Raw genomic sequence first — 25,392 nt, 5'->3', positions numbered from 1 at the left:
GGTGTCGAATCAGGCGGTGCGCCGGAGACGCCCGGCGTACCGCGACTCGAGGGCGAGGTTGTGCTCGTCCCCACCGGGGACGTTGGCGGAGAGGTAGATAGGGGGTACCTCCCCGGCCTGGTGGAACCGTCGTACGACCTCCGCGGTCACCAACTGCGCCAGCAGCGCGGCGGTGACCGAGGAGACCGCACAGACCGCGCCGCCGCCGGAGAGCGGCAGCAGTGCGTCACCGTACGGCGCGCCGTTGTCCAGCACGACGTCGGCGAGGTCGACGAGCCGGTGCCCCGACGGGTGCCGGGGGGCGACCCGCGAGGTGTGCTCGACCGAGGTGACCGCGATCAGCGGGTGGCCGTGCCCGGTCACCAGCGTCGCCAGCTCGACCACCGAGCCGTTGATGCCGGACTGGGACGCGATCAGGAAGACGTCGCCCGGCTGCGGGGCGGCGAGGGCGTAGAGCTGGTGGGCGACGGCCGGGTCGCGTTCCAGCTTGGGGTCGGCGAGCACGTCGCGGGGCGCGTCGCCGTGCAGCACGAGGTCGTGCAGGGAGATCCGGTTGGTGGGGACCAACCCGCCGGCCCGGGCGACCAGTTCGGCGGCGAACGCCTCGGAGTGGCCGGCGCCGAACGCCTGGAGCACCCCGCCGGCGCGCAGGCCGGCGGCGATCAGGTCGGCGGCCCGGCCGACCGCCCCGGCCTGCGAGTCGACGACCCGGTCGAGGACGGGCCGGACGGCCTCGGCGTATCCCTGTGCGCTGATCATGCGGTGGCCCCCTTCGCGGCCTTGTGCCCGTCGACGGCCTGGGCGGTGCGCCGGAAGGCCGCGTGGGCGCGGTCGTGGGTGCGCTGGGCGACGGCGATGTAGAGCAGGTCGAGCACGACGAGCTGCGGGTGCCGGGCCGACAGCGCGTCGGGGCGGAACGTGGTGGCCTGGCTGGCGGTGAGCAGCACCAGGTCGGCCAGCTCGGCCAGCGGCGAGCGGGGGAAGCCGGTGAGCGCGACGGTGGTCGCGCCCCGGCTGCCGGCCTCGGCGAGCAGCTCGATGGTCTCCCGGGTCTGCCCGGTGTGCGAGATGCCGAGCGCCACGTCGCCGGGGCCGAGCAGCGCGGCGCTGGCCAGCCCCTCGTGCACGTCGCTCCAGGCCCAGGCGGCCACCCCGATGCGGTGCAGGCTGAACTGCATCTCCTCGCCGACCAGGGCGCTGCCGGACGCGCCGAAGATGTTGACCCGGCTGGCCCCGGCGATGGCCACGGCCGCCCGTTCCACCTGGGCGAGGTCGAGCAGCGCGGCGGTGTCGTGCATGGCCCGGGTGTCGGCGGCCATGATCTGGCCGAGCACCCGCTCCAGGGGGTCGCCAGGCTGGATCTCCCGGCCGATGTCGACGGTCCAGCCGGCGGAGCGGGCCCGCCCGGTCTCGGCGGCGATGCCGAGGCGCAGGTCGGCGTACCCCTCGAAGCCCATCGCGCGGCAGAACCGGGTGATGGTGGCCGGGGAGGTGCCGCTGCGCTCGGCCAGCTCGACGATGGTGGCCCGCGCGGCGGCCTCCGGGTCGCTGAGCACGTGCTCGGCGACGCGGCGCAGCGCGCCGGTGAGCTCCGCCGCGCCGGCCCGGACGCGGGCGAGCACGCCGTCGGTGGGCAGCGCGGCCCGCCGGTCGGCCTGGTCGGCGTCGACCACGGCGGCGCCCCGGGGGGTGTCGACCTCGTGATCCACCATGCGACGCCTTTCGGAAAAGAGTGTTAACTGTTAGTGGTAAAAGTTCTTACTGAAGGGCCCTCCGTGTCAAGACCGTGGTCGAAGTTTTCAAACTGTTACCTGACGCGCGGCCCTCCGCCCGGCCGGGGATCTTGCCCCGCGCGGCCTGGCCGACCAGCATGAATCCGCCCGCACCGCCGACCCGGGGAGGCCCACCGGATGTCCGACACCGTCGTGGTCGGCCTCGACGTCGGGGGTACGTCCACCCGGGCGCTCGCCGTGACGCTGGCCGGGGAACGCCTCGGCACCGGCCGGGCCGGCGGCGGCAACCCGACCAGCCATGGCGCCGAGCGGGCCGCCGCGGAGCTCCTGACCGCCCTGCGCGCCGCGCTGTCCGGCGTGGACCCGGCCCGGGTGCGGGCCGGCACGATCGGGCTGGCCGGGGCGGGACGGCTGCTCGCCGACCCCGCCGGGCGGGCCGCGTTCGACGGGGCGTGGCGCGACGCGGGCCTGCGCTGCCCGTACGCGGTGCACGGCGACGCCCTCGTGGCGTACGCCTCCGGCACGCCCAGCGCGCACGGCACGGTGCTGATCGCCGGCACCGGCGCGATCGCCGCGCAGGTCCGCGACCTGCGGCTGGACCGGGTCGCCGACGGCCACGGCTGGCTGCTCGGCGACGCCGGCTCCGGGTTCTGGCTGGGCCGGGAGGCGGTCCGTCGGCTCCTGGCCGACCTGGACGCGGGGCACGCCCCGGGGCCGCTGGGCCGCCGGGTGCTCGCCGAGCTGCTCGGCGACGAGCGGGTCGCCGACCGGCCCCGCGACACCGTGGACGCCGTGGTGCAGGCCGTCACCCGCCGGCCGCCGGTCGAGCTGTCCCGGCTCGCGCCGCTGGTGGTCGCCGCCGCCGTCGACGCCGAACCGGTCGCGGCGGGGCTGATCGGGGCGGCCGCCGGCCACCTCGCCGACAGCGCCGCGCGGATCCGCCCGGCCGGCGCGGTGGACCCGGTGGTCCTCGGCGGCGGGCTGCTCACCGGCGACACCCCGCTGGCCGCCGCCGTCCGGGCGGAGCTGGCCCGGCGGTGGCCGGCCGCGCCGCTGACCACGGCCGGCGACGGGGCGGCCGGGGCGGCGTGGCTCGCCGCCCGCGACCTGCCCGGGGTCGCCGACCCGGCCGCCCTGCACCCGCTGCTGGTGCCGGCGACGCCCTGACCCGCGCACCCTCGCCGAACGCGGCGGCTCGCTACCGCTCCGCGCCGGGCTCACCCAGAATCGCCGCCGCCGACGCCACCTGGAGGTCGAGCAGCCGTCGCACCTGCTTCAGGCGCGCACCGTCGCGGCGGATCAGCTCGCCCTGGTAGTCAGCGAGCAGGGCGAACGAGAGCGCCTTCAGGCCGACCTCGGTCCGGCACCGGTCGTCGGCCACAGCCGTCGCAATCTCCTGCGCCGACACGGGTCGCTCCGGCTCCTCGTCGGTGACCGACACCGACGTGGCCCATCGCCCGTCTCCCTCGGCGGCCGCGGTGTCGGCGTACCGGTGGCCCGCCCGTCGCATGCACCGGCTCCAGTCGGCCTGGGCCCGCCGGAACCGGTCGTCGGACTCGACCCTCGCCGTGGCGGCCTGTTCCAGCTCGGCGAAGGCCGTCCACGGCACCACACGCTCGTCCCGGATCGACGCCCGCAACGCGACGCCGGCTGGGGTGTCGAGCAGCCCTCGGACCTCACCCTCGCAGCCGCCGGACGGCACGGGCACACCGCGGAACGTGTCGACGGAGCCGTCGAACGCCCCGATGAAGGGTTCGGGCACCACCAACGCCTTCGTCAATCCGCGGACCATTGCGGTGAAGACATCGTCCTGGTAGCCCTCCGGACCCCGGTACCCGAAGCGCGCCGGGTCCCGGTCGCCGAGCGCGTGCACCGCCCCCGTCGCACCCGGATGACGCACCGGCCGGACGGGTGGCATCGGAAGATCGATCCCCAGCCTCGCCATGCATCGGCGGGTCGCCAGCAGGCGCGCGCGCTGGATCCGCTGGTACTGGTCGAGGGTGGGCTCCCAGTCGGCGATCGGCAACGTTGCTCCCGGCAGCGGGCCGACGGACACCGAAGCGGCCGGCGGGCGTCCCTTCCACGCCTCGGCGACCAACCGCCCAGGCAGGCCGGTGGCCACCCCGACCGAGCCGAGCAGCACCGCCCCCAGCAGCACCGTCAGGAGCAGGCTCCGCGCTGGACGTCCCATGGTTCGTTCCCTTTCACTGGCCGCGGGGTCGGCGGCCCGGGCACTGCTGACGGCATCGGCGGACGCCCTCCCCCGGATGGACGTCCGCCGATACCTGCTCACCCGGCCGGTTCGCCGAGGATCAGAGGGACACCTTCACGGTGTCGAACTTGAAGCCGGTGACCGCCAGCTTGCCGCGGGCGAAGGCCCAGTTCACCTGGCTGAAGGGCACCGCCGCCGTGAAGGCGGAGTTCTTGCCGTCCGGAACGGTGGACCACAACGGCCACGAGCCGCCGTACCCCCCGCACCAGTAGGACACGTCGTTGCCCGAGTAGTTCCAGCCCATGCTCACGGCGTCACCGGACGCGCCGCCGTAGATCACCGCGAAGACGTGGCTGTTGTAGGTGCGAAGGGCCAGCGTGCGGCCCTCCGCCTTCGCGCTGGTCTTGGTGGTGCCGGTCACCTTGTAGTCCCGCGCGGTCCCGCACCAGGTGTCGGCGGCGTAGGCCGGCGAGGCGGGAGCCAGCAACGCCGCGGACGCCATCAGACCCGCGGTGGCCAGCGTCAGGAACTTTCGTTTCATCGGTTTCCTCTCCCGATTCTTCCGGAACGTGAGTCGATGCTCAGTACTTCGGGCAGAGCGTCATCGCGCCCTTGGGGTTGAGGTACTCGTCGTACACCCAGCCGATGCTGGCGCCGCGGGGGTCGCGCACCCACGTCCACGTGTTGCCGTAGTCGTTGATCGTGTAGCAGTCGAAGGTGACCTGCGTGCCGGTCGGCAGGTACGCCGTGATCGCGCAGTCGCCGTACGGGCCGGTGTGGACGGCCGCCTGCCTGGTCGTCTTGCCCGAGCCGGTGTCCCAGTTCTCGTGCGGCCAGGCCGCGTTTCCACAGGTCACAGCCGTCGCACCGAGCCCGGGGGCGGCGGCGCTCCCCGCCTGCCGCTCCGCCGCCCCCGCCGGGCCGGACAGCCCGGTGAACACCAGCGCGGCAGCCCCCGTGACGGCCGCGATCCTGCCGAACATGCCGGGATTCGTCATCCGAGCACTCCCCTCCTTCTCGGCCACCACCGGGTCGGCGGAGGCGCTTGCGGTGCTGAATCTGCCAGCCGACGAGGGACGAATCCGCGAACCTGGACGTCCATGGACGATGTCGGACGCCGATGGAAGGATGCGACCGTGACCAATGGCTCCGCTGATCCGTCCGCACACGATCCACCCGGGACGGAGGGCGAGCTGTTGGCGGAGCTCAATCGGCTGCGGGTCCGCGCCGCCCGTTCCCGGGGCAAGGCCCGGCTCTCCCTCCAGGACCTGGCGACGGCCACCGGCGTGCCCCGGAGCAGCCTGGCCAACTACCTCAACGGGCGCAGCGCGATGCCGATGGACGTGCTCGACCGGCTCCTGCTCGCCCTCGGCGTGACGCCGGCCGAGGCGGGTGTGTGGGCCACCCGGTGGGAACGGGCCGTCGGCGAGCGCCTCGCGCCGGGCGGCGCCCCACGCGCGGCCACCAGCCCCGCCGCGCCGGGACCGGAGCCTCCGGCGGCCGACCCGACGCCCGGCGACGGGCCGCAGGCGCAGTCGGCCGCCGACCGCCCGGGGCCGGCGCTGCCGGTGCCCGCGCAGCTGCCGCCCACCCTTGGCGCCTTCTCCGGGCGGCAGGACGTGCTGGTGCAACTCGACGGGCTGCTCGTCGATGCGGACGCCGACCCCGCCGCCCCGGTCATCGCCGTCGTCACCGGCACCGCCGGAGTCGGCAAGACCACGCTGGCAACGTACTGGGCGCAGCGGGTCCGCGACCATTTTCCCGACGGGCAGCTGCACGTCGACCTGCGCGGCTTCGACCCCCGCAAGCCGCCGGTCCCGCCCGCCGAGGCGGTCCGGGGTTTCCTGGACGCCTTCGAGGTGCCCCGGCACCGCGTGCCGACCGGCCCGGACGCGCAGGCCGCCCTCCTGCGCAGCCTGCTGACGGGCCGGCGCGTGCTCATGGTGCTGGACAACGCCCGGGACGCCGACCAGATCCGCCCGTTGCTGCCCGGTGCGTCCGGCTGCCTGGTGCTGGTGACCAGCCGCGGCCAGCTGCCCGGCCTGGTCGCGGTGGAGGGTGCCCGGCCGGTGCCGGTGGAGCTGCTCGACCCGGCCGAGTCCCGGGCGCTGCTCGCCGCCCGGCTGGACTCCGGGCGGGTGGACGCCGAGCCGGGCGCGGTCGACGAGATCGTCGGGCGGTGCGCGGGCCTGCCGCTGGCGCTCGCCGTCGTCGCCGCCCGCGCCGCCGCCCACCCACGCTTCCCGCTGGCCACGATCGCCGCCGAGCTGCGGGAGGCCCCACGCCGCCTCGACCCGCTCGCCGGCACCGACCCGGGCATCGACGTGCGGGCCGTGCTGTCCTGGTCGTACGCGCTCCTCGGCACGCCGGCCGCCCGGCTGTTCCGGCTGCTCGGGCTGTCCCCCGGGCCGGACGTCGGCACGGCCGCCGTGGCCAGCCTCGCCGGGACGTCCGTCGCCGAGGTCCGGCCGCCGCTGGCCGAGCTGGTCGGGGCGCACCTGGTCACCGAGCACCGGCCCGGCCGGTTCACCTGCCACGACCTGCTGCGCGCGTACGCCCGGGAACTGGCCGACGCGGACCCGGCGGCCGGCCGGGCGGCCGCGACCCGCCGGCTGCTCGATCACTACCTGCACACCGCGCACGCCGCCGAGCAGGTCCTGGTCCCGCCCCGGGGCCCGATCACCCTGGCCGACCCCGCGCCCGGGGTGGCCCCGGAGCGCGTCGACGGCCGGGCCGCCGCGCTGGCCTGGTTCGCGGCGGAGCACCGCTGCCTCGTCGCCGCCGTCGAGCACGCCGCCGGCACCGGCCACGACACGCACGCCTGGCAGCTCGCCGCCGCCTGCGTCAGCTTCTTCGACCTGCGCGGGCACTGGGCCGACTGGACGGCGACGCAGCAGATCGCGCTGCGCGCCGCCCGCCGGCTGGGCGACCGGAGCGCCGAGGCCCACGCGCACCGCTTCCTCGGCGGCGCGGCCACCCGGCTCGGCCGGATCCTCGACGCCCGCGCCCACCAGTCGCGGGCACTGGTGCTGTTCGAGTCGCTGGACGACCGGATCAACCAGGCGTTCACGCACCGGAGCCTGGGCTGGATCGCCGAGCGCTCGGGCGACCACCGCACCGCGCTGGGTCACGACCTGCGGGCCCTGGAGCTGTTCCGGCACGCCGGCCACCGGGGCGGCGAGGCGGCGTCGCTCAACTCGGTCGGCTGGTGCCACGCCCAGCTCGGCGACCACCGGCGGGCGATCGCGGACTGCGAGCAGGCCCTGGCCCTGCTCGACGAGCTGGGCGACCTGGACGGGGTCGCCATGACGCTCGACAGCCTCGGCTATGTCCACCGGCTGCTCGGCGAGCACGCGCGCGCCGCCGAGCTGTACCAGCGGGCCCGGGGGCTCTTTGCGGCGCTCGGTGACCGGCACGGTGAGGCCGAGGCCGGGGCGAACCTGGGTGACACCCTGTGCGAGGCCGGCGACCCCGAGGGGGCCGCCGCCGCGTGGCGGCAGGCGCTGGCCATCCTCGACGACCTCGGCGACCCGAAGGCCGACCGCGTCCGGGCCAGCCTCGACGCGGTGATCTGCGCCGAGCTGGACCCGGACGGCCCGGGAACGCCCCGGCGCTGACGATCCGGCCACCGGGCGGCCCGGCCTGGCCTAGCCTGGGCTGATGCGCCGCCTGCGGCAGCTCGCCGAGCGCACCCCGGCCGGGCGGGAACGCTACGTCGACCTGCTGCGGGCCGTCGCCATCTGCATGGTCGTCGCCGGGCACTGGGGCGTCACCGTCATCGGCCGCGACGCCGCCGGCCGGCCCACCGGCCACTCCGCGCTCGGCGACCTGCCGTGGGCGTACCCGCTGACCTGGGTGGGGCAGGTGCTGCCGGTGTTCTTCCTCGTCGGCGGGTTCGCCAACGCCGCGTCGCTGACCGCGGACCGGGCCCGGGGCGGCGACGCCACCGGCTGGCTGCTGGCGCGCAGCGCCCGGCTGGTGCCGCCGACCACGGTCCTGCTGCTGGTGCTGGCGGCCGGCGCGGGCGGGTCGTCCCTGTGGGGCGCCGGGGAGGCGCGGATCCGCACGGTGGTCTGGTTCGCCACCATCCCGCTGTGGTTCCTCGTGCCCTACCTGGCCGCCGTCGCGCTCACCCCGCCGATGCACGCGCTGCACCGCCGCTTCGGGCTCGCCGTGCCGGTGGCCCTGGTCGGCGTGGTCGCCCTCGGGGACGTGGGGCGGCTGGCCGGGCCCGCGCCGCTGGCGTACGGCAGCTACCTGGCCGGCTGGCTCGCCGTGCACCAGGCCGGCTTCGCCTGGTACGACGCCCACGCCGCAGCCACCGACCGCCGGGGCGGCGCGGCCGACGGCGCCCGGCACCCGCTGCCGACGTCCCGCCCGGCGGCGGTCGCGCTGCTCGCCGGCGGCCTCGGCGCGCTGCTGCTGCTCACCGCCGTCGGGCCGTACCCGGTGGCGATGCTGCACGTGCCCGGCGAGCGGCTGGACAACGCGAGCCCGCCGAGCCTGGCGCTGCTCGCCCTGGCCACCGCCCAGCTCGGGCTGGTCCTGCTGCTGCGCGACCCGGCCGAGCGGTGGCTGCGCCGGCCCGGCCCGTGGCAGGCGGTCATCGCGGTCAACTCGGTGGTGCTGACCGTCTTCCTCTGGCACCTCACGGCGGCCCTGCTGCTGGTCGGCGCGCTGGACGCGCTCGGCCTGCTGCCCACGCCTGCGGTGGGGACCGCCGCGTGGCTGGCCTGGCGGGTGCCCTGGCTGTTGCTGCTCGCCGTGGTGCTGGCCGGGCTCGTGGCCGTCTTCGGGCCGGTCGAGGCGCGGGCAGGCCGGCGGCGGCGCGCCGGGGAGGGTGCGCGTCGCCGCCGGCCGGCCCACACCGGCCTGGTGGTCGCCGGGTACGCCGCCGTGATCGCGGGGCTGCTGGTCAACACCGTCACCCCGAAGGCCGCGCCCGAGCCGCTGGGGCTGCCCGCCCCGGCGCTGGTGGCGTACCTGGCCGGGGCGGGGCTGCTGCGATGGCTCAGGTCTGGGTGGGGAAGCCGAGGTTGACCCCGCCGTGGCGCGGGTCCAGCCACCGGCTGGTCACCACCTTGCCCCGGGTGAAGAACGCCACCCCGTCGGCGCCGTGGGCGTGCAGGTCGCCGAAGAGGGACGCCTTCCAGCCGCCGAACGAGTAGTACGCCATCGGCACGGGGATCGGCACGTTGATGCCGACCATGCCCGCCTCCACCTCGTGCTGGTAGCGCCGGGCCGCGCCGCCGTCGTTGGTGAAGATCGCCGTGCCGTTGCCGTACGGGTTGGCGTTCACGAGGTCCACCGCCTCGTCGTACGAGCCGACCCGCAGCACGCCGAGCACCGGCCCGAAGATCTCGTCCGTGTAGATCGACATGTCCGGGGTGACCCGGTCGAACAGGGTCGGGCCCAGCCAGAAGCCGGCCGGGTCCCCGTCCGGGGCGACGTCGCGCCCGTCGACGACGGGCACCGCCCCGGCGGCCACCCCGGCCTCGACGTACGCGCGGACCTTCGCGGCGTGCGCGGCGGTGACCAGGGGGCCCATGTCGCAGCCGCGCCGGCCGTCGCCGGTGCGCAGCCGGCCCATCCGCTCGGCGATCCGGGCGACCAGGGCGTCGGCGACCGGCTCCACCGCGACCAGCGCGGAGATCGCCATGCACCGCTCCCCCGCCGAGCCGAAGCCGGCGTTGACCGCCGCGTCGGCGGCCAGGTCCAGGTCGGCGTCGGGGAGCACCACCATGTGGTTCTTCGCCCCGCCGAGGGCCTGCACCCGCTTGCCGGCGGCGGTGCCGCGCTGGTGCACGTGCCGGGCGACGGGGGTGGAGCCGACGAACGACACCGCCTTCACCCCCGGGTGGTCGAGCAGCGCGTCGACCGCCTCGGCGTCGCCGTTGACAACGTTGAGCACCCCGTCGGGCAGGCCGGCCTCGGCGAACCACTCGGCCAGCAGCAGCGCCGCGCTCGGGTCCTTCTCGCTGGGCTTGAGCACCACCGCGTTACCGCAGGCCACGGCGACCGGGACGAACCACAGGGGCACCATCACCGGGAAGTTGAACGGGGAGATCACCGCGACCACCCCGAGCGGCTGGCGCAGGCTGTACGAGTCGACCTCGGTGGAGACGTTCTCGCTGAACCCGCCGCGCAGGGCCGAGGGGATGCCGCAGGCGTACTCGATGACCTCCAGGCCGCGCTGCACCTCCCCGGCGGCGTCGGCGAGCACCTTGCCGTGCTCGGCGGTGATCACCTCGGCGAGCCGGTCGCGGCGGGCGTGCACCAGCTCGCGGAACGCGAACAGCACGGCCGTGCGCTTCGCCAGGGAGGCGTCGCGCCAGGTCCGGGCGGCGCGGCCGGCGGCGGCGACCGCGTCCGCCACGTCCGCGGCGGAGGCCAGCGCCACCTGGCCGGTACGCCGTCCCGTGGCCGGGTCGAACACGTCACCGCGCCGGCCGGACGTGCCGTCGATCCGCCTGCCGTCGACGAAGTGCCCGATGAGGTGCACGGCGTTCGCTTCGGACGTCACGCCGCCACCTCGCCGTCGGCGCAGGAGCGGACGGCGTCGACCAGGATGGCCAGCCCCTCGCGGGCCTCGTCCTCGGTGAGGGTCAGCGGCGGGCCCATCCGCAGCACGTTGCCGTAGAGGCCGCCCTTGCCGACGAGCAGGCCGCCGGCCCGGCACGCCTCGAAGACCCGGGCGGTCAGGGCCGGGTCGGGCTCGACGGTGCCCGGGTGGACGAACTCGACGCCGAGCATCAGCCCCCTGCCGCGTACCTCGGCGACGCAGTCGAGGCCGCCCACGGCGGCCCGCAGCCCGTCGGCGAGGATCGCGCCGACGCGGGCCGCGTTGGCCTGGAGGTCGTGGTCGAGCAGGTAGTCCAGCACGGCGTTGCCGGCGGCCGTGGCGAGCGGGTTGCCGCCGAAGGTGGAGAAGCTGATCGCCGGCACCGACTCCATGATCTCGGCCCGGCCGACGACCCCGGCGAGGGCGAAGCCGTTGCCGATGCCCTTGGCGAAGGTGAGCAGGTCCGGGGTGACGCCGTGCGCCTGGTAGCCCCAGAAGTGCTCGCCGGTGCGCCCCCAGCCGGTCTGCACCTCGTCGGAGATCAGCAGGATGCCGTGCTCGTCGAGCACCTTCCGCCACGCCGCGAGCAGGCCGTCGGGGCCGTGCACGAAGCCGCCGACGCCCTGGATCGGCTCGGCGATCAGGCAGGCGACGTCGCCGGCGGTCTGGGTGGCGAGGACCTCGCGCAGGTCCTCGACCGCCGCGTCGAGGCGGTCGGCGGGGTCGAGGCGGGACAGCAGGCCGCGCAGCCGCTCGCCGGAGTGCAGCCAGGCCACCTGGAGCGGGTTGAGGGCGCTGGCCGACCAGCCCCGGTTGCCGGTGACGCCCATCGTCGCGTACGTGCGGCCGTGGTAGCTGTTGCGCACGGCGAGGATCTGGTGGGAGCGGCGGTGGTTGGTGGCGGCCAGCAGGGCGGCCTCGTTGGCCTCGGTGCCGGAGTTGGTGAAGAAGACCCGGGCGTCGGGGATGCCGGAGTGCCGGGCGATCTTCTCGGCCAGCTCGACCTGCTGGCGGATCAGGTAGAGCGTCGAGGTGTGCACGAGGCCCGTGGCGAGTTGCCGCTGCACGGCCTCGCGGATCTCGGGGATGTCGTAGCCGATCATGTTGGTCAGCACGCCGCCGAAGAAGTCCAGGTAGGTGCGGCCCTGCGCGTCGGTGACCCGGCGACCGGAGCCGGAGACCAGCTCGATCGGCTCGGCGTAGTAGAGCGGCATCCAGGACGGCAGCACGGCCCGGTGCCGGGCCAGCAGGTCGTCGGTCATTCGTCGCACCCTCCAGCGCGTTGGCGGTCACCGCACGCTCCCACCCACCGGCGGCGGGGACAACTGCCACTGTGTAGCGGACCGGCGGCCTTCGGCTGACAGCACGTCAACCGATCGGCTGCGGTTTCCGGGGCGTCCGGCGCGACCGACGCGCGTTTCCCGTCGTCCCGGGCTCCGGAGGCGACGCGATCCGCACGGTACGATCCGGGGCGTGCGGATCATGCGGGACGTGCCGCTGCCCGACGGGGCGGCGGGCGCTCCCCCGGCACGGATCGTCGACGGGGTGCGCGCGTGGGTGACCTCGCCGCCGCTGCGGGACCTCGTCGCGCGGTTCGGCGGCGACGGCCCCCCGGGCGATCCGCCCTCCGGCGACCCGCTCCCCCGCGACCCGCTCTCCGGCGACCCGTTCTCCGGCGACCTGGCGGCGGCGCTGGCCTGGCTGGACGACTTCTCCGCCCGGCACTGGGACTTCCGGGGCGGCCGGGAACGCCCCGAGGCCGCCGAGCCGGCGTTCGATCCCCGCACGGCGGGACTGGTGCTCGCCGCGGCGTCCGCGCTGGGCCTGGCCCGCCCGGTCCCGCCGGCCCGCCGGGCGTACGCGCACCTGGTCGTCCTCGGCGGGCTCGCGCACGCCTGCCTGCGCCGGGTGGCGTACGCGGCGCACCTGGTGCGCTCGGGCACGGCGGTGGCCGGCGAGGTGGCCGTGCTGGGCAGTTTCCGGCCGCTGTCGGTGGTGGAGCGGCAGACACTGGCCGACGCGGGCATCGCGGCCGGCGACACCGAGGTGGACGCCCTCGACGCGGCGGTCCGGCTCGCCTTCGGGGTGGCCGGGCCGGCCGAGGAGGACGGCGTGGACGGCGGCCACCCGCACCGCTCCTGGTCCTCGCGTACGTGGCGGCCGGCGGGAGCACCACCGGTGCGGGTGCTCGCCGCCCCGTCCGGCGAGCCCGGGCGGCGGCGCGCACACACCGCCGACACGCAGCGGTTCTGGGCCGAGCACGTCCGGCTCGCGCCGGGCGACCCGGTGCTGATGGTCACCGCGCCGGTCTACGTGCCGTTCCAGCACTGCGACGCGCTGCGCACGCTCGCCGTGCCGTACGGGTGCGGGATCGAGACCGTCGGCGTCGACCCGGCCCTGCCCGACCTGGTGCGGCTGCCCGAGCCGGCCCTGACGCCGGGGCGCTACCTCCAGGAGATCCGCTCGGCGATCCGGTCGATGCGCGCCCTGCACGCCGCCGTCGCGGGCGGCGGAGCGGCCGAGCGGCCGGGGACCGGGAGCCCGGCCGGCGTCCGACGGGGAGATCGGACGCCGGCCGGGCCGGTGGAGGATCAGTTCACGTAGACGGTCGCGCCGCCCTGCGTGGTGTCCCGGACCGGGGCGTACGTGGCGCTGAAGTACGCCGAGGAGAAGCAGGTGCCCGGGCCGGCGGACTTGGTGAACGGCTGGTTGACGAAGGCGATGGAGGTGGTGGCGTTGGACGCCGTCCCCCGCACGACGCCGCCGTTGGCCTTGTAGACGCAGGTGACGTTGCCCAGCAGGGTGCGCAGCGAGACAGTGCTCTGGATCGACCCGGTGAGGGTGACCGCGCCGGCGCTGGTGACGGAGACGGCGTAGGGCAGGTTGTCGACCGTCACGCTGTTGACCCCGAGGGTGCCGACCACGTTGCTGGTGCAGCTGGTGAAGGTCTGCCCGGTGAGGCTCTCGGTGGCGGTGCCCGGGGCGGCCGGGTTGGTGACCGCCTTGGCGGTGAAGGTGGACGCGGCGCACTTGACGCCGGTGGTGCCGGTGGCCGACGAGTAGAAGTTGGCGGTGGTCCCGGTCTGGAGGCTGGCCTGGAGGGTGTCGCCGACGGCGACGGCGGTCCCGCCGGCGCTGCCGGTGGTGAGCACCGTGTTGGCGAGGGCGGCCGGGCCGGCGGCGGAGGCGGGGGCCGCCGCGACGAGGGAGCCGAGCAGCGCGACGGCGGCGAGACCGACGGCGGCGCGTCCGTACCTGGGCATGGTGGGTCCTTTCGACGGGTGGTGGTGCGACGGCGGCGGCCGGACCGGCGGGTCACCGCGCCCGGCGGGCCGGGCGCGGCCGGGCGGCCGCGGGGGTGGCCACGGAGGGACGCCGTGGCCGTGGGCCCGCCACCGGTGGACGGTCGGCGGCGGGGACGGACGCCGCCGGGCGGCGGCGGGGCGGGGTGTGCGGGTCGGTCACCGGTGACCCGGCGGAGCGGCCCTCGGGGTCCGGCCGGTCAGCGGCCGGTGCCGGGTGGGGCACTGCGGCGCAGCCGCGTCACCCGCACCTTTCCGGCCTTGGGGGCACCCGCGTGGTCGGCGATAATGGCGACCATCGAGCCCCCCTTCGGCGCTGCTCGGTGCGGCCATCCGGCGCAGATGACCATCAGTGATCCGACCGGAACCCAACGTGGTGAAGTTATAAACCCCGGAGGGTCGCAAAGTCAATCGTCGATTCAGGGAGGTCGATGTCAATGTCGCTGGCACCCCACCCGGAGACCGGATCCGCACCCCCGCCGCCGGAGCCCCGGCCCGACTCCACTCCCCTGCCGGGGGCCCGACCGGGGCGCGACCCCGAGCGAGCGATCAAGCGGGGCCCACGCCGTCAGTCGGCCGAGGCGGTCGCGGCGACCCAACGCGACCGGCTCTTCGACGGGCTCGTGCACGAGGTGGCGGCCAGGGGCTACGACAACGCCCGGGTCACCGACATCTGCGGCGCGGCCGGCGTGACCCGCCCCGCCTTCTACGCCCTCTTCGCCGGCAAGGAGGACGCCTTCCTGGCCACCTACCGGCACGGCACGGCCGTCCTGCTGCGCCTGATGGACGACGCCTACGCCGCGGCGGGGCCGGACTGGACCACCGCCGCCCGGGCCGCCCTGCGGACCCTGCTGGAGGTGCTGGCGAGCGTGCCCGCGTTCGCCCGGATGGCGCTCGTGGAGATCGACGCGGCCGGCCCGGCGGCCCGCGACGAGCGCGACCTGCTGCTGTCGCGGTTCCACCGGTTCTTCCACCCCGCCCGGCCCCGGTCACCCCTGTCGCCCGACGAGGACGACCTGCTGGTGACGACGGTGGTCGCCGGCATCTACGGCACCCTGCGCCTGCGGGTGAGCCAGGGCCGCACGGCCGAACTGCCCCGGCTGCTGCCGGTCCTGACGTACGCGATGACCGCGCCGTTCCTCGGCCCCGGGGCCGGCGACCGGGCGGCGCGGGCGGCCGACGCGGGCGGCCCGGGTGTCACCGCCCCCTGCGCGGTCGACCCGGCGCGCCCGGCCCGGGGGACGGCTGAGCGGGCCGCCGGACCGCAGCGCGATCAGAAACCGTCGCGGTTTCTCACTATCGGCAATTTTTCGCAGATCGACCGGCTCCACTGGGCATCAATCTTGACCCACCCTTTACTCAGCGGTAACTTCGCCCTGCGACGGGCTCGACACGCCGTACGCGAACCAATTCAGATCATCGCCCCGCTCCGCGCAGCGTCTCCCGCATTGTCGCGGACGAATCGATCTCGAAGAGGAGCCGTCATGTCGGACGACACCGTATCCACCGAGCCGGTCCCGCCCTCCGGCGGCGTGCGCTGGCGGCGGTTCGCGGTCAGCCTGGCCGCCGCCGGGGTGGGCGCCGCCGGAATGGTGCTGCTCACCGCGCAGGGGGTGCTCGGCGCGCAGTTCGCGATCTCCGGAATGCCCTTCGTCGTCACCGCCGACAAGCTCGACGGGACCGGGTTCGAGCAGTTCGCCACGCTCGACCAGATGATCGAGGACAGCCCCAACCAGGGCGACACCGGCGGCCAGGTCGTCGTGCTCGTCTCGGCGATCGACAAGGCCGAGCTGACCAACCTGTGCCAGAGCATCAACCTCGGCGGCATGTACATGAAGCTCACCGCCGGCACCGGCGGGAAGCCGGTGACCGCCCGCACGATGGTCGTCGACTCCGACGAGATCTCCGGCAACGCGTCGTTCCAGTCGATCGACATCGGCCAGGACGCCAGCACGCTGGACAAGGTGCCCGGGGTGCGCGGCAACCCGGGCGTCTTCGGCCAGCAGGCCGACAAGGTGACCATCACTGGGCTGCGGCAGAACAACTACGCCACCACCGCCGCGGTGTTCACCCTGCCGAACCTGCGGATGAGCTTCTCCTCCGAAGGCTGCTGAGATGGCCGGCAGCGACGCGACGCCCATGGCCGGCGGTGACGCGACGCCCCGGGCCGCCGGGGGGTCGGCCGCCGGCTGGGCCGGCCGGTGGCGGGCCTGGCGGCGCAGCCGTCCCTTCTGGGGCGGCCTGCTCGTCGCCCTCGGCGGCGCCGAGATCCTCGTGACGCTGCGCGCGCCGCTGCCGGTGATCCTGCACGTCGGGCCGCAGGGGCTGGCCGGCTACCTGGTGCCGGTCATCCTGCTGCTGTGCGGCGTGCTGCTGCTGGCCCACCCGCCGCAGCGGCTGTTCTACGCGCTGGTCTCCCTGGTGCTCGCCCTGGTCTCCTGGCTGACGTCCAACCTGGGCGGCTTCTTCGTCGGGATGCTGCTCGCGCTGGTCGGCGGCTGCCTCGCGTTCGCCTGGACGCCGGTCAAGGCGCACCGCCGCCCGGCCGGGGCCGCCCGCAGCGGTTAGCGGGCGGGGTGGGTCGCGGTGTCCCGGACCGCCTCGGCGAACACCTCGGACCGGTGCTCGAAGTTGCGGAACCGGCCGTAGCTGGGCGCGGCCGGCGAGAGCAGCACCACCCCGCCGGCCGGGGTCACCTCCCGGGCCCGGCCCACGGCGGCCACCAGGTCGTCCACCACCTCGGCCCGCACCTTCGGCAGCCCGGCGAGGGCGGCCACGATCCGTTCCCCGCTGTCGGGGATGCCGAGCACGGTGATCTCCCGCTCGGCCAGGTGCTCGCGCAGCGGGGCGTAGTCCAGCCCCCGGTCGGTGCCGCCGACGATCACCGTCAACGGCCGCCCCTCGTACGCGTCGATGGCGTGCATCGCCGCGTACGGGCTCGTGGCCAGGGTGTCGTCGACGAAGGTGAGCCCGGACGGGTCGGCGATCTCGGTGAGCCGGTGGGCCAGGCCCTGGAACCCGGCCACCGCGACCGCGAGGGTGTCGGCGCGGGCCGCCACGTCCACGCCCAGCGCGTCGAGCACGGCGAGGGCGACGCAGAGGTTGCCCTCGTTGTGCCGGCCCACCAGGGGCAGCACCGCGCGCGCGAACAGGGGCCGGTCGCCGAGGTGGAACCAGGGCGTGCCGTCCGGGCCCGGGGCCACGTGCGTGGTGTCCGGGGAGCCGGCGCGCACGGCCGGCCGGCCGCCCAGCTCGGCGGCGAGCCTCGGGTCGGCCCCGTTGACCACGATCGTCTGTGGCCCGTGCGCCAGCAGGTTGAGCTTGTCCCGGTAATACTCCCGCTCGCCGCCGTGCGCGTCCAGGTGCTCGGGGAAGAGCGCGGTGACCACCGCCACGCGCGGCGAGTCGGTCAGGTCGGTGCACTGGTAGCTGGACAGCTCCAGCACGTACAGGTCGGCGTCGGGCAGGTCGAGCAGCGGCACCCCGATGTTGCCGCCGAAGACGTTCGGCCGGTCGACCGCCGTGAGCAGGTGACTGATCAGGCTGGACGTGGTGGACTTGCCCTTGCTGCCGGTCACCCCGACGGTCCGCCGGGCGTGGTCGGCCATCCACAGCGCGCTGCCCTGGGTGACGGTGACCCCCCGGCGGCGCAGCTCCACCAGCCACGGGTGGGTGTTCGGCACCCCGGGCGAGCGGACCACCACCTCGGCGGCGGCCAGCCGGGCGAAGCCCTCCTCGCCGGTGACGAGCGGGGCCGCCTCGGCCAGCGGCCCCTCCCAGGGCAGGGCCAGGAAGTTGGCGCTGTCGTCGACCGCGACCAGGCCCGCCGGGCCGTGCGCGGCGATCGCGATCACCGCCGCCCGGCCCTCCCGGCCGGTGCCCCAGACGGCGACGGTACGTCCGCGCAGGTCAGACAGGCGCACAGGGGATCTCCTCCACGGTCGGCACGTCGGCGGGCCGGTCCGACGCAGCCGGGCACGGCCGGACGAACCAGGGCCTAGTATGGCGTGTGCCCAACGAGCAGCTCCGGCGGATGGACGCCTTCACCTTCCCGTCCTACTCGATCGACCTCGCCACCGGCGAGGCGTTGTTCGACTACGCCCTCACCGGCCCCGGCGGCGAGCAGCGGTTCACCGAGGCGATCACCCTCCCCCTGCCGGCCGAGCCGCCGTCCGACGCGACGGTCGCCACCCTCGGCCGGGTCCTGGAGCTGCTGCACGTGGTCGCCGGCGTCAGCTACTACAAGGCCGCCGCGCCCCGCCGGCTGGTGCTGCCGGCGCCGCTGGGCGGGGCCGCCGCCGCGCTGGTCACGGCCGTCTACACCAAGGGCCTCGCCGAGTACGCCTACCGCAACCAGCTCCCGCACGTGCTGGAGCTGACCCCGGAGATCCCCGCGGGCTCGGTGTCGCCCGCGCGGGCGTACGACAACTCCGACCTGCGCCCCCTGTCGGCCGTCGGCGGGGGCAAGGACTCCATCGTCAGCCTGGAGGCGCTGCGCCGCGCCGGCCTCGACCCGGTGCCGTTCTCGGTCAACCCGAACCACGTCATCGTCGCGGTCAACGAGGCGTCCGGGCTGACCGCCCTCGCGGCGCGGCGGCGCATCGACCCGGTGCTGTTCGACCTCAACGCCGCCGGGGCCCGCAACGGGCACATCCCGGTCACCGCGATCAACTCGCTGATCGCGGTCGCCACGGCCGTGCTCAACGGGCTCGGCCCGGTGGTGATGTCCAACGAGCGGTCCGCGTCCGACCCGAACCTGGTCTGGAACGGCCACGAGATCAACCACCAGTGGTCCAAGGGGGTGGAGGCCGAGGGGCTGCTGCGGGCGGCGCTGGCCGAGCACGCCGGGCTCACCGAGCCCTACTTCTCGCTGCTGCGCTCGCTGTCCGAGCTGCACATCGCCCGGCTCTTCGCCGAGATCGACCGGTACGACGACGTGGTGACCAGCTGCAACGCCGCGTTCAAGCTGCGCGACGCGAGCGAGCGCTGGTGCCGCGACTGCCCGAAGTGCCGGTTCGTGTTCCTGGCCATGGCCCCGTTCATGCCGCGCGAGCGGGTCGTGCGGATCTTCGGCGGCGACCTGCTGGCCGACGAGTCCCAGCTCCCCGGCTACCGGGAGCTGCTCGGCGTGGACGGGCACAAGCCGTTCGAGTGCGTCGGCGAGGTCGAGGAGTCGGTGGTGGCGCTGGGCCTCCTCGCCGAGCAGGAGCAGTGGCGCGCCGCCCCGGTCGTGCGGGCCCTGGTCGACGCGGTGCCGGAGACGGCCTGGTCGGCGGCGGCCACCTCGGACGTCTTCACCCCCGGCGGCCCCCACTTCGTCCCCTCCGCCTACGCGAAGGCCCTCCTGCCCGGCTGATCAGGGGGCGCGGACGGCGTCCAGGGCCAGCAGGGCCACGTGCAGGGACAGGCACACCTCCACCGAGTCGAGGTCGGCGTCGAGGATCCGGGCGATGCGGGCCAGCCGCTCGTAGAACGCCGGCCGGGACAGGTGCGCGGCGGCGGCCGCCGCCGACTTGTTGCGCCCCTGCTCCAGGTACGCCCGCAGGGTGCCGAGCAGCTGCTCGCGGGGGTGCCGGGCGTCGTACGCCAGCAGGGCACCCAGCTCGCGCTCGACGAACGTCTGCAGGCGCGGCTCGTCGCGCAGCAGGTGCAGCAGGCCGGCCAGCCCGACGTGCGGCAGCCGGAAGATCGGCAGGTCCCTTCGGTCCCGGCGGGCCGCGTCGGCGACCTGCCGCGCCTCCACCAGCGAGCGGCGCGCCTCCCGCAGGCTGCCCACCCCGGAGCCGGCGGCGACGATCACCGCGCCCGCGCCGCTCCCCCGGGCGGGCTCGGGCGTCCGGGCCGGTGCGGGCTCGGCGGCCCTCGGCCCGGCGGCGTCGACCCGGTTGCGACGCAGCGCGGCGGCGAACCCGGCCAGCGCCCGTTCCTCCGCCGCCGGGTCGGGCAGGGCGAGCAGCACGCCCACCGACTGGTCGTCGACGGCGCTGCTCAGCCCGGTCAGCTTCGCCTCGCGCAGGGCCTGCCCGACCGCCTCCGACAGGTCCCGCAGCCGGGCCGGCCCCGCCTCCGGGTCCACCGGTCCGGGCCCCTCCGGTGGGGTCCCGTCGGCGGCCGGCTCGTCGCCGCGGTAGCGCACCACCACGCCGACGAGATGCCGGCGCTCCAGCACCACCCCCAGCGCCCGCGCGCGCAGGGCCACCTCGTCGACCGGGCGGGAGTGGTCCAGCAGGGCGGTGAGCAGCGTCCGGTGGATCTGCCGCTCCAGCCCCTCGGCGTCGCGCCGGATCAGCCGGCCCAGCGCGAGCGCGGAGGCGGCCCGCTCGACGAGGATCGTCAGCCGGGTCGGCGGGGCCTGCGGCGGCGGGGCGACGTCGGCGGGGCCCGGCTCCGGCGCCCCGTCGGGCACCGGCGCGCCGGTAGTCAGCTCCCCGCCGCCCGGCCAGCGCAGCAGCAGCCGCCCCCAGTCCTGCCCGCGGGCCCCGACGGTGGTCACCAGCCAGCCCCGGTCCACGTCGTACGCGGTCCGCCCCGGCGGGCTGATCCGCCGGGAGTGCTGCTCCCAGCCGTCCAGCAGCAGCTCGGCGCTCTGCCCCGCCGGGTCGTACGCGAGCACCTGCCGCGACAGGTTCTCCAGCACCACCGGGCAGCCGGACAGCTCGGCGGCCTGCCGGACCACCTCGGCCGGGCCGGCGCCCTCGACCGACAGCTCGGTGAACCGCTGGTGGATCTCCTCGGTCGCCCGCAGCTCGGTGAGCTGGGCGTCGACGATCAGCGCGTGCACGGCCTCGGTGACCCGCACGAACGGGGTGGCCCGGCGCAGCTCGACCAGGGGCAGCCCGCGCCGGGCCGCGGCGGCGGCCATCACCCGGGGCACGCCGCTGACATACCGGCGGCCCAGCTCGACGACGAGGCCGGAGACCCCGACGTCGGCCAGCTCGCCGATGAACGCGCGCAACCCGGCGTCCTCGCCGGGCAACCCGATGCCGGTGGTGAGCACCAGCTCACCACCGCGCAGCAGGGACGCGATGTCGGGCACCTCCGCCACGTGCACCCAGCGCACCGGCCGGTCCAGGCCGGCCTCCCCGGCCACCAGGCGGGGCGCGCCGTGGCGGATCGGGTCGAGCGCGAGGATCTCACGGACGGTAGGGAACACGGGCGACACGCTACCGTCCGTGACTCCGATCCTGAACAGGCCGCGACGGGGTACGGGCCGCCGATGCCGGGCGACCCGGCGGCCCCGCCGCGACGGGGCTCAGTCGACGCCGAGTTCCATCGCGGCGCGGTCGAGTGCCGCGTCGTCGGCGGAGGAGACGCCCCGGGAGGCGATGGCCTCCGCGCCGCCCTGCGGCATCGCGCCGATCAGCCCCGTCGAGGCCGCCTGCGCCGCGCCGATCATCCGTTGGGGTGCCGCGCCGCCGACCAGGCCGAGGGAGGCGTACTGCTCCAGCTTCGCCCGCGAGTCGGCGATGTCGAGGTTGCGCATGGTGAGCTGGCCGATCCGGTCCGACGGGCCGAACGCCGAGTCCTCGGTGCGCTCCATCGACAGCTTGTCGGGGTGGTAGCTGAACGCCGGGCCGGTCGTGTCGAGGATCGAGTAGTCCTCGCCCCGGCGCAGCCGCAGGGTCACCTCGCCGGAGACCGCCGCGCCGACCCAGCGCTGCAACGACTCGCGCAGCATCAGCGCCTGCGGGTCCAGCCAGCGCCCCTCGTACATGAGCCGGCCGAGGCGGCGGCCCTCGTTGTGGTAGTTGGCCAGGGTGTCCTCGTTGTGGATGGCGTTGACCAGCCGCTCGTACGCGGCGTGCAGCAGCGCCATGCCGGGCGCCTCGTAGATGCCCCGGCTCTTGGCCTCGATGATCCGGTTCTCGATCTGGTCGGACATGCCCAGGCCGTGCCGGCCGCCGATGGCGTTGGCCTCCAGCACCAGGTCGACGGGGCTGCCGAACTCCTTGCCGTTGATGGTCACCGGGCGGCCCTGGTCGAAGCCGATCGTGACGTCCTCGGTGGGGATCTCCACGGCCGGGTCCCAGAACTTGACGCCCATGATCGGCTCGACGGTCTCGATGCCGGTGTCCAGGTGTTCGAGCGTCTTGGCCTCGTGCGTGGCGCCCCAGATGTTGGCGTCGGTGGAGTATGCCTTCTCGGTGCTGTCCCGGTAGGGCAGGCCGCGCTCCAGCAGCCACTCCGACATCTCCTTGCGCCCGCCCAGCTCGGTGACGAAGTCGGTGTCGAGCCACGGCTTGTAGATGCGCAGCTGCGGGTTGGCCAGCAGGCCGTAGCGGTAGAACCGCTCGATGTCGTTGCCCTTGAACGTCGAGCCGTCGCCCCAGATCTGCACGTCGTCGGAGATCATCGCCCGCACCAGCAGGGTCCCCGTCACGGCCCGGCCCAGCGGCGTGGTGTTGAAGTAGGCCCGCCCGCCCGAGCGGATGTGGAAGGCGCCGCAGGTCAGCGCGGCCAGGCCCTCCTCGACGAGGGCGGCGCGGCAGTCGACCAGCCGGGCGACCTCGGCGCCGTAGCTGAGCGCGCGGCCGGGCACCGAGGCGATGTCGGGCTCGTCGTACTGGCCGATGTCGGCCGTGTAGGCGCAGGGGACGGCGCCCTTGTCGCGCATCCACGCGACCGCGACCGAGGTGTCGAGGCCGCCGGAGAAGGCGATGCCGACACGTTCGCCGATGGGCAGGGAGGTGAGAACCTTGGACACGGGGAAGATTATTCATCACGCCGCATGGTCATGCAAGCGGACGCGCCCGACGCGACGGGCGTCACTCCCCGCCCGCGGCTACCCGCCGAACGGCGGGTCGTCGCGGCCCAGCTCCCAGAACGCCACCGCCGCGGCGGCGGCCACGTTCAACGAGTCCACCCCGCGCCGCATCGGGACGACCACCCGCACGTCGCTGGCGGCCTGGGCCGCCGCCGTGAGGCCGGGCCCCTCCGCCCCCAGCAGCAGCGCCGCCCGCTCGCGCTGCGCCGGGGTCACCAGCTGGATCGGCACCGCGTCCGGGGCCGGCGTCATGGCCAGCACCGTGAACCCCGCCTGGCGCACCTGGTCCAGGCCGTCCGGCCAGCGCTCGAACTTGGCGTACGGCACCGCGAAGACCTCGCCCATGCTGACCCGCACGCTACGCCGGTAGAGCGGGTCGGCGCAGGTGGGCGACAGCAGCACCGCGTCGATGCCGAGCGCGGCGGCCCCCCGGAAGATCGCGCCGAGATTCGTGTGGTTGTTGACGTCCTCCAGGATCGCCACCCGCCGCGCGGCGGCGAGCACCCCGGCGACGTCCGGCAGCGGCCTGCGCCGGAACGAGGCGAGCACCCCCCGGTGCACGTGGAAGCCGGTCGCCTTCTCCAGCACGTCCGGGGTGGCCGCGTACACGGGGGCGTCGCCGGTGTCGAGGTCGGCGAGCTGGTCGACCCGCTTCGCGTCCACCAGGAACGACCGCGCCGGATAGCCGGCCCGCAGCGCCCGGCGCAGCACCAGCTCCCCCTCGGCGATGAACAGGCCGTGCGGCGGCTCCCACCGGGTGCGCAACTCCACGTCGGTGAGGGCGCGGTAGTCGGCGATCCGGTCGTCGTCAGGGTCGGTGATCTGCTGCACGGGCATCCGGCGATTCTGCCGGACCGCGCCGCCGGCCCCGAGCCCCGGTCGCCGGTCGGCGTTTTCCCGGCGTACGACGGGGAACGGTGATCCGGGACAGCGGACGCGACCGGAGGGACCCTGCGGGTGAACGCGAACCAGGCCGGCGAGCCGGCACCGGACGGGCACGGCGGGCTGCCCAGGGACGCCACGGTCGCCGACCACATCGTGGCCCGGCTGGCCCAGTGGGGCGTACGCCGCTACTTCGGCTACCCCGGCGACGGCATCAACGGGATGACCTCGGCGCTGCAACGCGCCGGCGACCGGGCGGAGTTCGTCCAGGTGCGCCACGAGGAGACTGCCGGCTTCGCCGCGTCGGCGCACGTCAAGTACGGCGGCGGGCCGCTCGGCTGCGCCCTGGCCACCAGCGGGCCGGGCGCGATCCACCTGCTCAACGGCCTGTACGACGCGAAGCTCGACCACCAGCCGGTGGTGGCCCTGGTGGGGCACACCGCGCTGACCGCCGAGGGGGGCGGCTACTACCAGGAGGTCGACCTGCTCGCCCTCTACAAGGACGTCGCCTCGGCGTTCCTGGCCCAGCTCGACGACCCGTCCCAGGTGCGGCACCTGGTGGACCGGGCCTGCCGGACGGCGCTGGCCCGGCGCACGGTCACCGCGCTGGTCCTCCCCTCCGACGTGCAGGACGAGCCGGCCGTGCCGGACCCGCCGCACGCGCACGGCTACTACCACACGTCGGCTGTGCCGAGCAGCGCCACGACCGTGCCGCCGGAGGCGGACGTCCGCCGGGCGGCGGAGGTGCTGCGCGGCGGCGAGCGGGTGGCGATGCTGGTCGGCCAGGGCGCCCTGGGCGCGGAGGCCGAGGTGCGGCAGGTCGCGGACCGGCTCGGTGCGGGCGTGGCCACCGCCCTGCTCGGCTTCACCGCCGTGGACCACCGCGAGCCGTGGGTCACCGGCGCGATCGGGCTGCTCGGCACCCGGCCGAGCTGGCAGCTCATGCGCGACTGCGACCGGCTGCTGATCGTCGGCAGCAACATGCCGTACTCGGAGTTCTACCCACCGCAGGGGCAGGCCCGGGGCGTGCAGATCGACGTGGACGGCTCCCGGCTGGGGCTGCGCTACCCCACCGAGGTCAACCTCACCGGCGACGCCGGCCCCACCCTGCGGGCGCTGCTGCGCGAGCTGGGCCCCGGCACCGCCCCGACCGCCTGGCGGCAGCGCATCGCCGACGCCACCGCCGGCTGGCACCGCGCCCAGCGGGAGATCGCCGGCCAGTCCGCCGACCCGGTGAACCCGCAGGCGCTGTTCGCGGCGCTGGACGATCAGCTCCCCGGTGACGTCATGCTCGCGGTGGACTGCGGCACCTGCACCGCCTGGTACGCCCGGCACCTGCGGCTGCGCCCCGGGATGCTGGCCAGCCTCTCGGGCACCCTGCTGTCGATGGGCGGGGCCATGCCGTACGGGATCGCCGCGAAGCTCGCCCACCCGGACCGGCCGCTGATCGCCCTGCTCGGCGACGGGGCGATGCAGATGAACGGCGTCAACGAGCTGATCACCGTGGCGAAGCACTGGCGGAGCTGGCCGGACCCCCGGTTCGTGGTGCTGGTGCTCAACAACCGGGACCTGGCGTTCGTCAGCTGGGAGCAGCGCTCCGGCGAGGGCACGCCGATGTTCCCGGCCAGCCAGGACCTGCCCGACGTGGCGTACCACCGGTGGGCGGAGGTGCTCGGCCTGCACGGCATCCTGGTCGACTCCCCCGACCAGGTGCCGGACGCCTGGCGGCGCGCCCTGGCCGCCGACCGCCCGACGGTGATCAACGCGATGGTGGACCCGGCCGAGCTGATGCTGCCGCCGCACTTCACCGCCGCGCAGGCGCGCAAGACGGCGGCGGCGGTGCTGCGCGACCCCGACCGGGCGGGCATCGTCCGCCGCGGCCTGCCGGCCGCCGTCTCCACCTGGCGCCCCCGCCTGCGGTGAAAGGAAGGGCCCCT

The 25,392-nt window shown here is 75.5% G+C and carries 20 protein-coding genes; 8 read left to right on the top strand and 12 right to left on the bottom strand.

Annotated elements, in window-relative coordinates; all coding sequences use genetic code 11:
• Positions 1–9 precede the first annotated feature (9 nt).
• Together LPA42_RS02270 and LPA42_RS02265 are read right to left on the bottom strand one after the other, a co-directional pair.
• The gene (locus LPA42_RS02270) at positions 10–759 is read right to left on the bottom strand and encodes a sugar isomerase domain-containing protein (RefSeq protein ID WP_077939249.1); all 750 of its coding nucleotides are present in this window, start codon (positions 757–759) and stop codon (positions 10–12) included.
• Complete coding sequence (locus LPA42_RS02265) at positions 756–1,712, bottom strand: MurR/RpiR family transcriptional regulator (protein WP_077939248.1); 957 nt, start codon at positions 1,710–1,712, stop codon at positions 756–758. Before LPA42_RS02265 ends, LPA42_RS02270 begins: the two co-directional genes overlap by 4 nt.
• Before the next feature lie 198 nt (positions 1,713–1,910).
• Here LPA42_RS02265 and LPA42_RS02260 point away from each other — a divergent pair, with 198 nt between their 5' ends.
• Entirely contained in the window at positions 1,911–2,900 is a 990-nt protein-coding gene (locus LPA42_RS02260; protein ID WP_077939247.1) for an N-acetylglucosamine kinase, read from the top strand.
• A 31-nt stretch (positions 2,901–2,931) separates the two neighbouring features.
• On the opposite strand, the gene LPA42_RS02255 is transcribed toward LPA42_RS02260, so the two are convergent.
• The 3 genes from LPA42_RS02255 to LPA42_RS02245 all read right to left on the bottom strand — a co-directional run bounded on the left by LPA42_RS02255 (position 2,932) and on the right by LPA42_RS02245 (position 4,943).
• Positions 2,932–3,924, bottom strand: coding sequence for a hypothetical protein (locus tag LPA42_RS02255; RefSeq protein ID WP_144082732.1), 993 nt, complete (start codon positions 3,922–3,924; stop codon positions 2,932–2,934).
• A gap of 121 nt (positions 3,925–4,045) precedes the next feature.
• Positions 4,046–4,486 carry a hypothetical protein gene (locus LPA42_RS02250; protein WP_077939245.1) on the bottom strand — a complete coding sequence of 147 codons (441 nt, stop codon included), beginning with the start codon at positions 4,484–4,486 and terminating at the stop codon, positions 4,046–4,048.
• A 40-nt stretch (positions 4,487–4,526) separates the two neighbouring features.
• A complete protein-coding gene (locus tag LPA42_RS02245; RefSeq protein ID WP_144082731.1) occupies positions 4,527–4,943 on the bottom strand; it encodes a hypothetical protein in 417 nt (138 codons plus the stop codon).
• A 198-nt stretch (positions 4,944–5,141) separates the two neighbouring features.
• Here LPA42_RS02245 and LPA42_RS02240 point away from each other — a divergent pair, with 198 nt between their 5' ends.
• The gene (locus LPA42_RS02240) at positions 5,142–7,562 is read left to right on the top strand and encodes a tetratricopeptide repeat protein (RefSeq protein WP_158229453.1); all 2,421 of its coding nucleotides are present in this window, start codon (positions 5,142–5,144) and stop codon (positions 7,560–7,562) included.
• A 43-nt stretch (positions 7,563–7,605) separates the two neighbouring features.
• A complete protein-coding gene (locus LPA42_RS02235) occupies positions 7,606–8,985 on the top strand; it encodes an acyltransferase (protein WP_077939242.1) in 1,380 nt (459 codons plus the stop codon).
• On the opposite strand, the gene LPA42_RS02230 is transcribed toward LPA42_RS02235, so the two are convergent.
• Together LPA42_RS02230 and LPA42_RS02225 are read right to left on the bottom strand one after the other, a co-directional pair.
• Entirely contained in the window at positions 8,957–10,447 is a 1,491-nt protein-coding gene (locus tag LPA42_RS02230) for a CoA-acylating methylmalonate-semialdehyde dehydrogenase (RefSeq protein WP_077939251.1), read from the bottom strand. The two genes, LPA42_RS02235 and LPA42_RS02230, sit on opposite strands and share 29 nt — an antisense overlap.
• A gap of 17 nt (positions 10,448–10,464) precedes the next feature.
• Positions 10,465–11,769, bottom strand: coding sequence for an aspartate aminotransferase family protein (locus LPA42_RS02225; RefSeq protein WP_077939241.1), 1,305 nt, complete (start codon positions 11,767–11,769; stop codon positions 10,465–10,467).
• A 220-nt stretch (positions 11,770–11,989) separates the two neighbouring features.
• Here LPA42_RS02225 and LPA42_RS02220 point away from each other — a divergent pair, with 220 nt between their 5' ends.
• Positions 11,990–13,111 (top strand): hypothetical protein, encoded by a 1,122-nt coding sequence (locus tag LPA42_RS02220; protein WP_228986309.1) that lies wholly within the window; start codon positions 11,990–11,992, stop codon positions 13,109–13,111.
• Here the strand turns inward: LPA42_RS02220 and LPA42_RS02215 are convergent.
• The gene (locus LPA42_RS02215; RefSeq protein WP_043967661.1) at positions 13,099–13,770 is read right to left on the bottom strand and encodes a hypothetical protein; all 672 of its coding nucleotides are present in this window, start codon (positions 13,768–13,770) and stop codon (positions 13,099–13,101) included. The two genes, LPA42_RS02220 and LPA42_RS02215, sit on opposite strands and share 13 nt — an antisense overlap.
• A 470-nt stretch (positions 13,771–14,240) precedes the next feature.
• Between LPA42_RS02215 and LPA42_RS02210 the strand changes: the two genes are divergently transcribed.
• Positions 14,241–15,923, top strand: coding sequence for a DUF6230 family protein (locus LPA42_RS02210; protein WP_228986280.1), 1,683 nt, complete (start codon positions 14,241–14,243; stop codon positions 15,921–15,923).
• Between the two features lies 1 nt (position 15,924).
• Positions 15,925–16,377 (top strand): DUF6114 domain-containing protein, encoded by a 453-nt coding sequence (locus tag LPA42_RS02205; RefSeq protein ID WP_228986279.1) that lies wholly within the window; start codon positions 15,925–15,927, stop codon positions 16,375–16,377.
• Here LPA42_RS02205 and murD read toward each other — a convergent pair.
• Positions 16,374–17,732, bottom strand: a complete 1,359-nt coding sequence (murD, locus tag LPA42_RS02200) for a UDP-N-acetylmuramoyl-L-alanine--D-glutamate ligase (RefSeq protein WP_077939240.1) — start codon at positions 17,730–17,732, stop codon at positions 16,374–16,376. The two genes, LPA42_RS02205 and murD, sit on opposite strands and share 4 nt — an antisense overlap.
• An 86-nt stretch (positions 17,733–17,818) precedes the next feature.
• Here murD and LPA42_RS02195 point away from each other — a divergent pair, with 86 nt between their 5' ends.
• Positions 17,819–19,165: a hypothetical protein gene (locus LPA42_RS02195; protein WP_077939239.1), complete on the top strand. Its 1,347-nt coding sequence runs from the start codon at positions 17,819–17,821 to the stop codon at positions 19,163–19,165.
• Here the strand turns inward: LPA42_RS02195 and LPA42_RS02190 are convergent, their stop codons facing one another.
• From LPA42_RS02190 to LPA42_RS02180, 3 genes are all read right to left on the bottom strand, one after another.
• Complete coding sequence (locus LPA42_RS02190) at positions 19,166–20,971, bottom strand: PucR family transcriptional regulator (RefSeq protein ID WP_077939238.1); 1,806 nt, start codon at positions 20,969–20,971, stop codon at positions 19,166–19,168.
• 90 nt (positions 20,972–21,061) lie between these two features.
• Complete coding sequence (argG, locus tag LPA42_RS02185) at positions 21,062–22,513, bottom strand: argininosuccinate synthase (protein ID WP_077939237.1); 1,452 nt, start codon at positions 22,511–22,513, stop codon at positions 21,062–21,064.
• 78 nt (positions 22,514–22,591) lie between these two features.
• Positions 22,592–23,410 (bottom strand): RNA methyltransferase, encoded by an 819-nt coding sequence (locus tag LPA42_RS02180; RefSeq protein WP_077939236.1) that lies wholly within the window; start codon positions 23,408–23,410, stop codon positions 22,592–22,594.
• Positions 23,411–23,530: 120 nt separating this feature from the next.
• Between LPA42_RS02180 and LPA42_RS02175 the strand changes: the two genes are divergently transcribed.
• Positions 23,531–25,378 carry a thiamine pyrophosphate-requiring protein gene (locus LPA42_RS02175; RefSeq protein WP_077939234.1) on the top strand — a complete coding sequence of 616 codons (1,848 nt, stop codon included), beginning with the start codon at positions 23,531–23,533 and terminating at the stop codon, positions 25,376–25,378.
• Positions 25,379–25,392 lie beyond the last annotated feature (14 nt).

The organism is Micromonospora sp. DH13, from assembly GCF_020873825.1.
GTDB classification, from domain to species: domain Bacteria; phylum Actinomycetota; class Actinomycetes; order Mycobacteriales; family Micromonosporaceae; genus Micromonospora; species Micromonospora haikouensis.
This window is presented reverse-complemented; position numbering and strand designations above follow the sequence as displayed.

Bases quoted from the DNA above. Each gene is read 5' to 3' on its own strand.
- LPA42_RS02270 (WP_077939249.1), bottom strand. From the start codon at position 759: ATGATCAGCGCACAGGGATACGCCGAGGCCGTCCGGCCCGTCCTCGAC.
- LPA42_RS02265 (WP_077939248.1), bottom strand. From the start codon at position 1,712: ATGGTGGATCACGAGGTCGACACCCCCCGGGGCGCCGCCGTGGTCGAC.
- LPA42_RS02260 (WP_077939247.1), top strand. From the start codon at position 1,911: ATGTCCGACACCGTCGTGGTCGGCCTCGACGTCGGGGGTACGTCCACC.
- LPA42_RS02255 (WP_144082732.1), bottom strand. From the start codon at position 3,924: ATGGGACGTCCAGCGCGGAGCCTGCTCCTGACGGTGCTGCTGGGGGCG.
- LPA42_RS02250 (WP_077939245.1), bottom strand. From the start codon at position 4,486: ATGAAACGAAAGTTCCTGACGCTGGCCACCGCGGGTCTGATGGCGTCC.
- LPA42_RS02245 (WP_144082731.1), bottom strand. From the start codon at position 4,943: ATGACGAATCCCGGCATGTTCGGCAGGATCGCGGCCGTCACGGGGGCT.
- LPA42_RS02235 (WP_077939242.1), top strand. From the start codon at position 7,606: ATGCGCCGCCTGCGGCAGCTCGCCGAGCGCACCCCGGCCGGGCGGGAA.
- LPA42_RS02225 (WP_077939241.1), bottom strand. From the start codon at position 11,769: ATGACCGACGACCTGCTGGCCCGGCACCGGGCCGTGCTGCCGTCCTGG.
- LPA42_RS02220 (WP_228986309.1), top strand. From the start codon at position 11,990: ATGCGGGACGTGCCGCTGCCCGACGGGGCGGCGGGCGCTCCCCCGGCA.
- LPA42_RS02215 (WP_043967661.1), bottom strand. From the start codon at position 13,770: ATGCCCAGGTACGGACGCGCCGCCGTCGGTCTCGCCGCCGTCGCGCTG.
- LPA42_RS02210 (WP_228986280.1), top strand. From the start codon at position 14,241: ATGTCAATGTCGCTGGCACCCCACCCGGAGACCGGATCCGCACCCCCG.
- LPA42_RS02205 (WP_228986279.1), top strand. From the start codon at position 15,925: ATGGCCGGCAGCGACGCGACGCCCATGGCCGGCGGTGACGCGACGCCC.
- LPA42_RS02180 (WP_077939236.1), bottom strand. From the start codon at position 23,410: ATGCCCGTGCAGCAGATCACCGACCCTGACGACGACCGGATCGCCGAC.